This is a genomic window from Micromonospora chokoriensis (genome assembly GCF_000718555.1).
Taxonomy (GTDB): Bacteria; Actinomycetota; Actinomycetes; order Mycobacteriales; family Micromonosporaceae; genus Micromonospora; species Micromonospora chokoriensis_B.
Genome location: NZ_JOAN01000001.1, coordinates 545,792 through 558,325 on the forward strand (window position 1 = coordinate 545,792; position 12,534 = coordinate 558,325).

Sequence of the window (12,534 nt, forward strand, 5' to 3'; positions counted from 1 at the left end):
CCACCGTCAACCCCATTCCATCATAATCTCTCATGATTAAACAGAGCCGAACATCTGCCGGCCGCTCCGCGTGATCCCCGGTGCGGTGGGGCCCTCGGTGTCTACCATCTCTGTCATGCGGGAAGCGGCCCGTACCGGGCTCCGGCGACGCGCGGGGGTGCACCCCCGCCGCGACCCCGGCCCGCTCGCCCGGGCTGTCGCCCGGGTGCTGGTCCGCGCCGCAGATGGTGCCACCCGGCTCGTCACCGATCTGCTCGGGACCGGCCCAGCGGCCGGCCGGGAGCGCATCTCGGAGGCCGATCTGCGGGATCTGGTCGCGGCGAACACCGTGCTCGACCCGGACGAGCGGCGGATCATCGACGAGGTCCTGGTGGCCGGTGCCAGTCTGATCCGCGAGGTGATGATGCCGCGCACCGAGGTGGTCTTCCTGCCGGCCCGGCTGACCATCGCCGAGGCCGCCCGACTGGTCCGCGCCGAGACGCACACCCGTTACCCGGTCACCGACGGCACCCACGACGACGTGGTCGGCTTCGTGCACCTCCGTGACGTGCTGCTGCGTCCGGACGCCGACCCGTGCGTCACCGTCGGAGAGTTGGCCCGGGAGGTGAAGCGGCTCCCCGGCAGCAAACGGGTGCTCGCCGCGTTGACCGAGATGCGCCGGGAGGGCCAGCACCTCGCGGTGGTGGTCGACGAGTACGGCGGCACAGCCGGGATCGTCACCCTTGAGGACCTCATCGAAGAGTTGATCGGTGAGATCCACGACGAGTACGACGCCATCCCGGACCCGGTGCACGCGGGCCTGCCCGCCGTGGTGGACGGCCGCCTCAACCTCGCTGACTTCGCCGAGCGGACCGGGGTGGCGCTACCCGCCGGGCCGTACGAGACGGTGGGCGGTTTCGTGATGGCCGCGCTGGGCCGGCTCCCGGTGACCGGCGACGAGGTGCCGGTGCCCGGTGAACCCGCCGCCGTCGGCGGGCCCGATCCGGCCGATCTGCCGGCTGGCTGGCTGCTGCGGGTGCTCACGTTGGACGGCCGCCGGGTGGCCCGGCTCGCGGTCTCCGCCGCGCGCGCGACCGAGCAGCGCCGCGAGCAGGACACCGAGCAGCGCTGGGAGTACGACCCGGCGCCCGCCTCGGGGGTCGGCCGTGAGCGGGCCCGGGAGGCGGTGTCCGGGCAGCACCGTCGGGTCGCGGCCGGGCCGACACGCCGGGTCGGCGTCGACGAACCACGCGAGGTCAGCACCCCGGAACCGGCGGGCCGCAGCCGACCCGCCGGCCCGTCATGACGGACCGGGTTGCTTGCTGACAGAATTATCGCCATGTCCGACGTTCCCGCCCGACCCCGCGTCTTCTCCGGCATCCAGCCGACAGCCGACTCGTTCCACCTCGGCAACTATCTGGGCGCGGTGCGGCACTGGGTGGCACTGCAGGACACGCACGACGCGTTCTACTGCGTGGTGGACCTGCACGCCATCACCGCGGGGCACGACCCGGCGCTGCTGCGCCAGCGGACCCGGGTGGCTGCGGCCCAGCTCTTCGCGGTCGGGCTCGACCCGGAACGCAGCACCCTGTTCGTCCAGTCGCAGGTGCCTGAGCACCCGCAGCTCGCCTGGGTGCTCGGCTGCATCACCGGCTTCGGCGAGGCCAGCCGGATGACCCAGTTCAAGGACAAGTCGCAGAAGCAGGGCAACGAGCGGGCCAGCGTCGGGCTGTTCACCTACCCGATCCTGCAGGCCGCCGACATCCTGCTCTACCAGGCCAATGCGGTGCCGGTCGGCGAGGACCAGCGCCAGCACCTGGAGCTCTCGCGGGATCTGGCCCAGCGGTTCAACTCGCTGTTCGGCCCGACGTTCACGGTGCCCGCGCCGCACATCGTCAAGGACACCGCCAAGATCACCGACCTGCAGGATCCGACCGCGAAGATGTCGAAGTCGTCGTCCTCGCCGGCCGGCATCATCGACCTGTTGGAAGATCCGGCCCGGTCCGCGAAGAAGATCCGGTCGGCGGTGACCGACACCGGCCGGCAGATCGTCTTTGACGCTGAGACCAAGCCCGGTATCTCCAACCTGTTGACCATCCACTCGGCGCTCAGCGGTCGTGGCATCGACGAGCTGGTCGCCGCGTACGCGGGCCGTGGCTACGGTGACCTCAAGAAAGAGCTGGCCGAGGTGGTGGCGGACTTCGTCCGCCCGATCCAGGAGCGCACCCGCGCCTACCTCGACGACCCGGCCCAGTTGGACAAGCTGCTCGCGGCCGGCGCGGAGAAGGCCCGTGCAGTGGCCGCGACGACCCTGCGGACCGCGTACGAGCGGGTCGGGTTCTTCCCACCCGTGCGCGGCGAGTAGCTCCGCGGTACAGGTGAACGGGTCGGTGCTCGGAGGGGCGGCACGAAGCGTGGAGCGCAGTGGCGGGGTGCCGCCGACCGGCGACACCATCCAGATCGGCATCGCGGTGGACATCCCCGAGCCGTGGGGTGCCCAGCTCACCCGGCGGCGGGTCGAGGCCGGTGACCCGCTGGCGGTGCCGGCACACGTGACGTTGCTCGGTCCCACCGAGATCCAGACGGCCAACCTGCTCGCGGTGGAGCGGCACCTGGCCGCCGTCGCCGCCGCGCACCTGCCGTTCACGCTGCACCTGCGGGGCACCGGAACGTTCCGTCCGGTCACCCAGGTGGTGTTCGTCGCGGTGGCCGCCGGGATCAGCGAGTGTGAGTTGCTGGCTGCGGCCATCGCCGCCACGCCAGGCCTACACCGCGAGGCCCGCTTCCCGTACCATCCGCACGTCACAGTGGCGCAGGACGTGGCACCGGACGCCCTCGACAAGGCGTACGAGGATCTGGCCGACTTCTCCGCGATGTTCCAGGTCGACGCGTTCACCCTCTTTTCGCACAGCGGGCAGGCCAGGTGGCAGCCGCGTCGGGACTTCCGACTCGGCGACTGAAGCGTCCGCACCTGTTGCATCGGCAAGTGAAACGTCCGGCGACGCGCCGGCCGGCGAGCATCGGAAGCCGGTTGCCACTACAGCGGTGGGAGATCGGCGAGGATGATCGCGTGAACGTGATCGGCCGCATCGAGGCGGGCATCGGCCGCTGGGTGAGCGCCGCGCGCCACCGGTCGGGGCTCTTCGATCATGTGTGGCGGGCCGGCGAGCTCTACGCCGAGGTGCTCGCCGGGCGGTTGGCCGCGGCGATCGCCTACTACGGCTTCTTCGCGGTGTTCGCCCTCGCCCTGGTCGCGTTCTCGATCTTCGGCGCCATCCTGGAGGACAACGACGAGGTCAGCGCGGCGGCGGCCGACTTCCTCAAGGAGAATCTGCCGTTCCTCGACGCGCAGCAGATCGCCAACTCCAGCGGCACGGTCGGTGTGGTCGGCCTGGTCATCCTGGTCTTCACCGGGATCGGCTGGGTGGAGGCCATCCGGTCCTCACAGCGACTGATGTACGCACTCAACCAGCAGCCGGGCAATCTGGTCGTGCGGCGGCTCGTCGACCTGGGCGTGATGATCGGCGTCTTCGTGCTGCTCGGCCTCTCGGTCGCGGCGGTGGACGCGTTGGAGTCGCTGCTGCGCTTCCTACTGCGCAGCACCGGCTCGGTCGGTCTGACCACGATCAGCGCGGTGCTCAGCGTGCTGGTCAACACCGTGCTCGCCACCGCGCTGCTGCTCGCCGTGCCCCGGCTGCGGATGAGCCGGTCCCGGCTGCGACCGGTGGTGTTGCTGGTGGCGGTCGGGATCACGCTGCTGAACACCGTCGGGCGGTACTACGTGGTGCGTACCGAGCGGAACCCGGCGTACACCGTGGTGGCCGGTGCCGTCGGTCTGCTGCTCTACCTCTACCTGCTCAACCAGCTGGTGCTGTTCGGCGCGGCGCTCCTCGCGACCAGCACCAACGGCCGGGTGGTGGACCTGGCGGAGGCCCCGGCGCCCGCGCAGGATGTCGACGAGGGCACCGACCCCGGTACGCCGGGCGGTGCGGGCTGATGACGGAAGGTGCGCAGGTGCTGATCTCGGTCGATCCGGACTCGTCGGTGCCCCCGTACGAGCAGGTGCGGGTGCAGCTCGCCGAGCTGATCGGCGACGGTCGGTTGCCAGTCGGCAGCCGACTGCCCACCGTCCGGCAGCTCGCCGCTGACCTGCGGCTGGCCGCGAACACGGTGGCTCGCGCCTACCGGGAGTTGGAATCGGCCGGGCTGCTGGAGACCCGGGGCCGCAACGGCACCTTCGTGGCCCCCGGTCGGGACGACGCCGTCGACCGGTTGCAGCGGGCGGCGGCCGGCTACGCGGCGGAGGCCGCCCGGCTCGGGGTGCCGCCGGCCACCGCGCTCGCCCCGGTCCGCGCCGCCCTGGACGCTGTCCGCCCCGGCTGATCGACCGCCGATCGAGCGCCGGACGGGCGGTAACTGAGGAGAACGGCGTCGGGGCTCGCGTTCGCGGACCATGATGAGCCGGTGGGCGCACTCATGACACTTGACCTGCCGGCGGACTCACCGCTCCTCGGCCTGCCGTGGATCATCACCTTCGGTCCGCTCGGTGACCTCGACGAGTGGGAGCCGGTGGTCTGCGGGCCGTACGAGCGACCACACGCGTTGGCGCTGGCCGAGGCGGTAGTGGCCGAGGAGCAACTGATGGCCGTCGTCGAGCCGCTGCTGCCGGCGCTCTCCGCCGACGAGATCCGCAGTGAGATCGCCGCCGCGCAGGTCGCCGCCGAGGACGAGGCCCGCCAGGTGGAGGGGGCCGACCTGTACGGGGACTTCGAGGACGTGATCGACGAGGAGTTGGACGCCGCGGCCGACGAGGCGGGCCACGGTGAGCCCGTCGAGCCGCCAGACGAGGCCGAGGTCCGTGCCGGCTTCACCCGGATCGCGGCGCTGCTCACCGCGAAGTGACCAGTTGGGCTGGCGCGGACGGACACCGGCGCCACGAGGAGCGGACTCCGCGTGGCGCCGGTGGCACCTCACCCCCCACCACAAGGGGCCGGTAGCCCAGTCGCCCGCCGGCGCGGGGCACGACGAACGACCAGGTCGAGAACGAGTTACCCGTTCAGCGCTGTTCCAACCAAACTGCCGCGTCAATTGGCAGCAGATGGCCGGAGCCCTGGTCGGTGAGGGTGTCGCTGGCGACGAGCGGCTGACCGTACCCGTCGATCAGGACCGGTGCGCCGCTGAGATTGACCAGGCAGGTCAGCACGGTGTCGTCGGCGGTGCGGGCGAAGGCCAGCACGCCCGGCTCACTCTCCAGCCAGGTGACCCCAGCGGCGTCGTGGGCCAGCGCGGGGTGAACGTGGCGGATCCGCAGCGCGGCCCGGTACAGCTCCAGCGTCGAGCCGGGCACGTCGGTCTGCGCCGTGACGGAGAGCGCCTGCCAGGCCGCCGGGGCGGGCAGCCAGCTCAGCTCGCTGCCGGCCGGCCCGAAGCCGTACGAGGGCGACTCCCCGCTCCACGGGATGGGCACCCGGCAGCCGTCGCGGCTCTCGCCGGTGCGCAGGAACGCCGGGTCCTGGCGTAGCTCGTCGGGAAGGTCGAGGACCTCCGGCAGGCCCAACTCCTCGCCTTGGTAGAGGTAGGCGCAGCCGGGTAGGGCGAGCATCAGCAGGCTCGCGGCACGGGCTCGGCGCAGCCCCTCGGCGCCGTCGCCGTAGCGGGTGACGTGTCGCTGCTTGTCGTGATTGGACAGCACCCAGGTGGTCGGGGCCCCGACCACTGTCGCCTCGGCCAACGCCGTGTCGATCACCTTGCGGAACGAGTCGGCCGACCAGGTGGCGTCGAGGAAGTCGAAACTGAACGCCTGGTGCAGCTCGTCCGGGCCGATGTAGCGGGCCAGGCGCTGCGGCGTCTCGGCCCATGCCTCGGCGACCGCCATGCGACCGCCCGGGTAGCTGTCCAGGATGGGCCGCCAGGCGCGGTAGATCTCGTGCACCTCGTCCTGGTCGAAGTAGGGCAGCCGGCCCTTGCCGAGCAGCTCGACCTGGCGCTGGCCGGTGGTCATCGAGCTGAAGCCGACATCCGGCAGCCCTTCCGCCTTGATCATGCCGTGCGCCACGTCGACGCGGAACCCGTCCACGCCCCGGTCCAGCCAGAACCGCAGCACGTCCTCGAATTCGGCGCGGACCTCCGGGTGACGCCAGTTCAGGTCCGGCTGGGACCTGTCGAACAGGTGTAGATACCACTGGCCGTCGGCGATCCTGGTCCAGGCGGGGCCGCCGAAGATGCTCTCCCAGTCGTTCGGAGGCAACTCGCCGTGCGTGCCCTGCCCGTCGGCGAAGAGGTAGCGGGCCCGCTGCGGTGAGCCGGGGCCGGCGGCGAGAGCGGCGGTGAACCAGTGGTGCGCGCTGGAGGTGTGGTTGGGCACCAGGTCGACGATGATCCGCAGGCCGTGGGAGTGCGCATCGGTGATCATCTCGTCGAAGTCGTCGAGGGTGCCGAACATCGGGTCGACGTCCCGGTAGTCGGCTACGTCGTACCCGCCGTCGATCATCGGGGAGGTGTAGAAGGGGGTCAGCCAGAGCGCGTCCACCCCGAGGTCACGCAGGTACGGCAGTCGCTGCCGGATGCCCTGGAGGTCGCCGGTCCCGTCGCCGTCGCTGTCGGCGAAGCTGCGGACGTACACCTGATAGACGACTGCGGAGCGCCACCAGTCGTCGTCGGTGGTAGGCGGCGGGGTGGCGGTGCTGATCATTTGAGCAATATGCCGGCCTGTCGCTGCAAGAGTCAAGCAGATCTTGCGTAAGGGACGCGTGCCCCGCGCGGCGCGACCGCGGTGGAGCCGCGCACCACCAGCTCCGGGCGGAACAGGTACTCCGAGTGCGGGGCGCCGTGCCCGTTGATCTCGTCCACCAGGGCTCGGACCGCGGCGACCGCCATCGCGGTGACCGGCTGCCGCATGGTGGTCAGCGGCGGGTCCGTGAAGGCCATCAGCGGTGAGTCGTCATAGCCGACCACGGAGAAGTCGGCCGGCACGTTGAGGCCGCGTTGCCGGGCCGCCCGAACCGCGCCGAGCGCCATCAGGTCGGAGCCGCAGACCACGCCGGTGACGCCGCGGTCCAGCAGACGGCTGGCCGCCGCCTCGCCACCCTCCACTCCGAACAGTGTCAGCTCGGCCAGTGGGCCCAGGTCGGTCTCGGCCACGCCGGCCAGCCGGGTCATCGCGGAGCGCCAGGCGGCCACCTTGCGCTGCACCGGGACGAACCGGTCCGGACCGGTGATCAGCCCGATCCGCCGGTGCCCGAGCGCGACCAGGTGGGCGACGGCCAGCTCGGCCGCCTCCCGGTCGTCGCAGGAGACGAAGGGTGCGCCGACGCCGGGCACGTAGCCGTTGATCATCACAACCGGCATCGGCCGGGTGAGCAGCGCCCGGTAGCGGTCGTGGTTGGCCGCGGTGTCGGCGTGCAGGCCGGAGACGAAGACGATCCCGGAGACCTGCCGGTCCAGCAGCATCTCCACGTACTCGTCCTCGGTCACGCCGCCGGCGGTCTGGGTGCAGAGCACCGGAGTGAACCCGCTCTGCGCCAGCGTCGACTCGATGACCTGGGCGAAGGCGGGGAAGATCGGGTTGTCCAACTCCGGCACCACCAGGCCGACAAGCCCGGCGCTGCGCTTACGAAGCCGGGCCGGGCGCTCGTACCCGAGCACGTCGAGGGCGGTGAGGACAGCCTGCCGGGTCTCCGGGGCCACGCCGGGGCGATCGTTGAGCACCCGCGACACCGTGGCCTCGCTGACCTCGGCCTGCTGGGCGATGTCGGACAGTCGAGCGCGCATGGCGGCACTTTAGCCCACCGGCAAGTTCTTGCGGAGCTACCTGCAAACCCTTCCATGACCTGTAAACCCTTGCCGACGCCCCGGGTGTCGCCGCCGGGGTGACGTCGGGAGAGCCGTCCGGGATGAGGCTGGGGATGGTCGATCTCCTGACGCCGCGCGGTAGGGTGCTTCGGCGCTGCCCCAACGGTTTCAGCGAGTGCGGGACAGCGTACGAGTGGTGGGCCTGCTTCACTAGCCGCTGGATGGCCCGCCGCCCTCCATACGCAGTCCGGTGCGGCCCCCGGGGGAGATTTTCGTGCAACTGTCGATCTTGATGCCGGTTCACAACGAAGCGGAACGCGTCGCGGAGGCCCTGAAACAGGCCCTGGCCGTCGAATACCCGTGTGAGATCGAGATCGTGGTGGTCGACGACGGCAGTTCCGACGACACCGCGGAGATCCTGAGCCGGATGGACGACGCGCGGTTGCGGGTCGTGACGCATCCGCGCAACGCGGGCAAGGGCGCCGCGATCAAGACGGCGGTGGCCAGCGCCCGGGGCGAGTACATGGTGATCCTGGACGCGGATCTGGAGTACGACCCGCAGGACATCCCGAAACTGTTGGCGCCGGTGCTGGAGGGGCACGCGACTGTCGTCTACGGCAACCGCACCTTCGGCAGCCACAGCGCCTACAGCTTCTGGTACGTCGTGGGGAACAGGGGCCTGACCACTGCGGCGAACATGCTGTTCAACTCCTACATCGGCGATCTGGAGACGTGTCTCAAGCTGATGCCGGTGGAGTTGTACCGATCGCTGGACATCCACTCCCGAGGGTTCGGCATGGAGGCTGAGGTGACGGGCAAGCTGCTGCGGCGGCGGATCCGCCCGTACGACGTGCCGATCAGCTACCGGGCTCGAGGCCGTGACGATGGCAAGAAGATCACCTGGCGGGACGGGGTCGAGGCACTGTGGATCCTGGGCCGGGAACGGGCTCGGCGTCTCCCCGGCGGCAATCCCCGCGCAGTCACTCGCTGACCGATGACGATCACGAAGCGCCTGGCCCCGGGAACCGTCGTCCGCGTCGTTGTGGCACTCGTCGGAGTGGGCTGCCTGCTGGTGGCCGCTCAGGGTGCGGTCTGGGCGAGCCAGCACGGCTACGCCATCATGAACGACCGGGAACACGACCTGACCGTGCGACGGCGCCAGGTGGACTTCGAGACGCTCTGGCGCGAGTTCGTCGCCCAGGTGCCTCCGGGTAGCCGGATCGCGCTCGCGCCCGACCAGCCCAACAAGACGCTCTGGCATCAGCGGATCAGTGAGTTCGCCGCACTCAACCGCTGCCTGGTCGTTCTCGGGCCAAAGGGGGACTACGTGGTGAGCGTCGCCTTCATGGATCGGCAACGGCCGGCCGGCCCGGGTGTGCGGCTGGTCGTCCGGAAGGTCGTCTGACGACATGTACCTCACCCCGGTAGTCGCCGCCCTCGCCCTCCTCGCCGCCGGTTTCCCACTGGCCTTCGTGATTCTGCGCAGCCCCTTCCTCGCCCTGCTCCTCGCGCCTCTGGTGGCGGCCCTGTTGAGCACGTTCGCGGTGATCCTGATGCTGGTCGTCGGCGGTCCGCTGCCGCTCTGGCTCGCCCTGGTGCTGGTCGCGGGGGCAGCCGCCGCCTGGTGGCTGCTGCGCCGCCCCGGCGAGCCGGCGCCGTACAGCGGCTGGTCGCACACGCTGCTGATCGCGCTGTCGTTGCTCCCACCGTTCCTGTTGGTCTTCGAACCGCCCTACCAGTGGGATTCCCATTCCATCTGGTGGCTGCACGCCGGCTACTTCTCGCATGACGGCGCGTACGCACGCACGGCTATCGGCAGCCCTGCCTTCGTCTTCTCGCACACGGACTACCCGCCGCTCAACTCCGCGCCGGTCGCGGCCGTGTGGAGCGTCGTCGAGCCGGACTTCCGGACCGCCCAGCTCATCGCCGCGATGGTCAGCATCTCCGCGATCGCGATGCTGATCCACCTGGTCCGACGAACGTTGGTCGGGGTGTCCGCGTGGGTGGCCTGGACGCTCGCGGTGGGGGTGGGCCTGGCGTCCTGGTCGGCCGCTCCGCGCGCGGTTACGAGCGGGCTTGCCGACACGCTCTGGGCGGCGGCCATCGCCGGGGCGGTGGTGGCCCTGTTGCTCGGTGGCGACCCGCTGCGCCGACCCCTGCTGCCACTGCTGCTGCTGACCGTTGCGGCGCTCACCAAGAACGAGGGGCTGGTGGCAGCCGTAGGTGTCGCCCTGCTGGTCACCCTGCGGTGCCGCGCCGAGTGGCGGCGAGCCGGGCTGGTCTGGCTGCCGGTGCTGGCCGGGGGCGTGTGGGTGGTGCTGGCTCGTCTTGCCGGCGCCCAATCGGACATCGCTAGCGGCAGTTCGGGTGGCGCGTTCTCACGTGGAGTCCAGGAAATGGCGGAGCGGTTCCAGCTCACCATGGCGGCGCTCTGGGATGGGATCGGCCCGGTGGTGGCGGGCACCGTGGTGGTGGCGGCGCTCGGCGCGCTGTTCCTGCGCGGGCGGCGCCGGGCGATCGGGCTGGCATCGGACGGCTGGGTGTGGGCGGCCAACGGCTACTACCTGGCCGTTCTGGTCTGGACCTACCTGTCCGGTCCCAACGACATCCGGTGGTGGCTGTCGACCTCGGTGAATCGGGTCACGGTCCTGGTGGTGCTCCTGGCGGCGGTGAGCTGTGCGGGCTGGGTCGCCGTCGCGTCCGGCGATGGCCGCCCCGCAGAGCCTGACCCGGTGGGCGACGGGCCGCGCGAGTCGGACAGAACGGGCATTACCTCCGCGGCGACTCGCTGACCGGCTCCCGCTACTACGATCCGTCGTTAATAGGGAAGTATGGCGACCGTGGAAGCTCTCAGACTCGTCCTTCTCTACGTCCACCTGATCGGGTTCGCTCTGCTGCTCGGCGGCTCGATCGCCCAGTACGCCAGCGGCCGGGTGCGGATCAACCCCGCCATGCTGTGGGGTGCGGTGATCCAGTTGCTGACCGGGCTCGGCCTGTCCGCGCCGCTGCGCGACGGCGACGAGCCGGCACCGGCGAAACTTGTGACGAAGTTGGTGATCGCGCTGCTGATCTTCGTCATGGTCTTCTTCTCCCGGAAGCGGGACGAGGTCAACCGTGGCCATTTCCTCGCGATTGTCGGTCTGACCCTGGTCAACGCGGCGGTGGCGGTCTTTTGGCGGTAACGTCCGGGGAGGGGGCCGCCCCCGAAAAACGGACGTTGCGGACGCCCCGGTGCTTGGTTACCAGCATGAGGAGTGACTTGCCCCACGCAAGGGTTACACCCGGGTAACAGGCGCTCAACAGTCGTGCACGATTGTCGGCCGGTGGGTGGACGCGGGCGTACGCTCCCGTCCGTAACGTGGGACAGCCGGCGGCATACCGCAGGTCGGCTGATGGGCTGCCACCGCACTAGGCGCGGTGTGCAATGGGAAGGAGACGTCTTGCGCTCGGTGCGTGGGATGCGGATCGCCTCGATCTTCGCGGTGGGTGGGCTCGCGCTCACCGCCGCCGCTTGTGGCGAGGCCCCCAAGGATGACAACAACGCCGGCAGTGGCGCCAAGAAGTTCAGCGCCTGCATGGTGACCGACGTCGGCGGCATCGACGACAAGTCGTTCAACACCTCGGCCTGGAAGGGTCTGCAGGAGGCCAAGGCCGCCAACAGCAACATCGACATCAAGTACGTGGCGTCGAAGTCCGAGGCGGACTACGAGCCGAACCTGACGCAGTACGTCAACCAGAAGTGCGACTTCATCCTGGCGGTCGGCGGCCTGATGGCCGAGGCCACCAAGAAGACCGCGACGGCGAACCCGAAGCAGGAGTTCGGCATCGTCGACTCCAACCCGGGTCTGGACAACATCTACCCGATGCAGTTCGACACCGCCCAGGCCGCGTTCCAGGCTGGCTACCTGGCCGCCGGGATGACCAAGACCGGCAAGGTGGCCACCTACGGTGCTATCCCGATCGCGCCGGTCACCATCTTCATGGACGGCTTCGTCGACGGTGTGAAGTACTACAACACCACCAAGGGCAAGAACGTCCAGGCGCTGGGCTGGAACAAGGAGACCCAGAAGGGCTCCTTCTCCAACGCCTTCGACAAGCAGGACGAGGGCAAGAAGGTCTCCGACGCGCTGGTCGCCCAGGGCGCGGACATCATCATGCCGGTCGCCGGCGGCTCCGGCCTCGGCACCACCGCCGCGGCCAAGGCCTCGGGTGGCAAGTACAGCACCATCTGGGTGGACGTCGACGGCTGCGAGAGCACCCCGGACTGCTCCGCGATCGTCACCACCGTGGTCAAGAACATCCCGGACGCCGTCAAGGAGGCCGTGGTGAAGGCCGCCGCCGGTGACAAGCTGCCGGCCAAGCCGGGCTTCGTCGGCACCCTGGCCAACAACGGTGTCTCGATCGCCCCGTTCCACGATTTCGACAGCAAGGTTCCGGCCGAGCTGAAGGCCGAGCTCGACAAGATCAAGGCGGACATCGCCGCGGGCACCATCACCGTCACCTCGAAGGCCCAGCCGACCAAGTGACAACCGGCCGGCCCCTACGGTGAGATCATCGGAGGGATCGGCGGGAAACAGGTACGACCGATCGGCCGCTCTGGCTCTGCGGGTGCCCCGCGGGGTTGGAGCGGCCGATCGCGCACCATGTCGACCGGACCGTTCCGGCCGGGTCGACAGCAGCTAGGCTGCACCATCGCTCGCACTCCAGGAGGTTGCGCTGAGACTCGAACTGCGCGGCATCACCAAGCGGTTCGGTGATCTGGTC

13 protein-coding genes are annotated in these 12,534 nt (G+C 70.1%); 11 read left to right on the plus strand and 2 right to left on the minus strand.

Annotated features, from left to right (window positions below; all coding sequences use genetic code 11):
* The first annotated feature begins 115 nt into the window (after window positions 1–115).
* The 6 genes from IF46_RS0102595 (at window position 116) to IF46_RS0102620 (ending at window position 4,881) form a co-directional block, all read left to right on the plus strand.
* A complete protein-coding gene (locus tag IF46_RS0102595; RefSeq protein ID WP_084597725.1) occupies window positions 116–1,285 on the plus strand; it encodes a hemolysin family protein in 1,170 nt (389 codons plus the stop codon).
* A gap of 33 nt (window positions 1,286–1,318) precedes the next feature.
* Entirely contained in the window at window positions 1,319–2,344 is a 1,026-nt protein-coding gene (gene trpS, locus IF46_RS0102600) for a tryptophan--tRNA ligase (RefSeq protein ID WP_030486624.1), read from the plus strand.
* 13 nt (window positions 2,345–2,357) lie between these two features.
* Entirely contained in the window at window positions 2,358–2,939 is a 582-nt protein-coding gene (locus tag IF46_RS0102605; RefSeq protein WP_030486625.1) for a 2'-5' RNA ligase family protein, read from the plus strand.
* Between the two features lie 110 nt (window positions 2,940–3,049).
* Entirely contained in the window at window positions 3,050–3,976 is a 927-nt protein-coding gene (locus IF46_RS0102610; protein ID WP_030486626.1) for a YihY/virulence factor BrkB family protein, read from the plus strand.
* Window positions 3,976–4,362 (plus strand): GntR family transcriptional regulator, encoded by a 387-nt coding sequence (locus tag IF46_RS0102615; RefSeq protein WP_030486627.1) that lies wholly within the window; start codon window positions 3,976–3,978, stop codon window positions 4,360–4,362. Before IF46_RS0102610 ends, IF46_RS0102615 begins: the two co-directional genes overlap by 1 nt.
* An 81-nt stretch (window positions 4,363–4,443) precedes the next feature.
* Window positions 4,444–4,881, plus strand: coding sequence for a hypothetical protein (locus IF46_RS0102620; protein WP_030486628.1), 438 nt, complete (start codon window positions 4,444–4,446; stop codon window positions 4,879–4,881).
* Window positions 4,882–5,035: 154 nt separating this feature from the next.
* Here the strand turns inward: IF46_RS0102620 and IF46_RS0102625 are convergent, their stop codons facing one another.
* Both IF46_RS0102625 and IF46_RS0102630 read right to left on the minus strand, forming a co-directional pair.
* Window positions 5,036–6,670 carry a glycoside hydrolase family 13 protein gene (locus IF46_RS0102625; RefSeq protein ID WP_030486629.1) on the minus strand — a complete coding sequence of 545 codons (1,635 nt, stop codon included), beginning with the start codon at window positions 6,668–6,670 and terminating at the stop codon, window positions 5,036–5,038.
* A gap of 32 nt (window positions 6,671–6,702) precedes the next feature.
* On the minus strand, window positions 6,703–7,749 hold the full coding sequence (locus tag IF46_RS0102630) for a LacI family DNA-binding transcriptional regulator (RefSeq protein ID WP_030486630.1): 1,047 nt from the start codon (window positions 7,747–7,749) through the stop codon (window positions 6,703–6,705).
* A gap of 295 nt (window positions 7,750–8,044) precedes the next feature.
* Between IF46_RS0102630 and IF46_RS0102635 the strand changes: the two genes are divergently transcribed.
* From IF46_RS0102635 to IF46_RS0102655, 5 genes are all read left to right on the plus strand, one after another.
* Complete coding sequence (locus IF46_RS0102635; RefSeq protein ID WP_030486631.1) at window positions 8,045–8,761, plus strand: glycosyltransferase family 2 protein; 717 nt, start codon at window positions 8,045–8,047, stop codon at window positions 8,759–8,761.
* A gap of 3 nt (window positions 8,762–8,764) precedes the next feature.
* Window positions 8,765–9,175 (plus strand): hypothetical protein, encoded by a 411-nt coding sequence (locus IF46_RS0102640; RefSeq protein ID WP_030486632.1) that lies wholly within the window; start codon window positions 8,765–8,767, stop codon window positions 9,173–9,175.
* A gap of 4 nt (window positions 9,176–9,179) precedes the next feature.
* The gene (locus IF46_RS0102645; RefSeq protein WP_030486633.1) at window positions 9,180–10,562 is read left to right on the plus strand and encodes a hypothetical protein; all 1,383 of its coding nucleotides are present in this window, start codon (window positions 9,180–9,182) and stop codon (window positions 10,560–10,562) included.
* A 48-nt stretch (window positions 10,563–10,610) separates the two neighbouring features.
* Window positions 10,611–10,952 carry a hypothetical protein gene (locus tag IF46_RS0102650; RefSeq protein ID WP_030486634.1) on the plus strand — a complete coding sequence of 114 codons (342 nt, stop codon included), beginning with the start codon at window positions 10,611–10,613 and terminating at the stop codon, window positions 10,950–10,952.
* A gap of 276 nt (window positions 10,953–11,228) precedes the next feature.
* Window positions 11,229–12,296: a BMP family lipoprotein gene (locus tag IF46_RS0102655; RefSeq protein ID WP_030486635.1), complete on the plus strand. Its 1,068-nt coding sequence runs from the start codon at window positions 11,229–11,231 to the stop codon at window positions 12,294–12,296.
* Window positions 12,297–12,534: the final 238 nt, after the last annotated feature.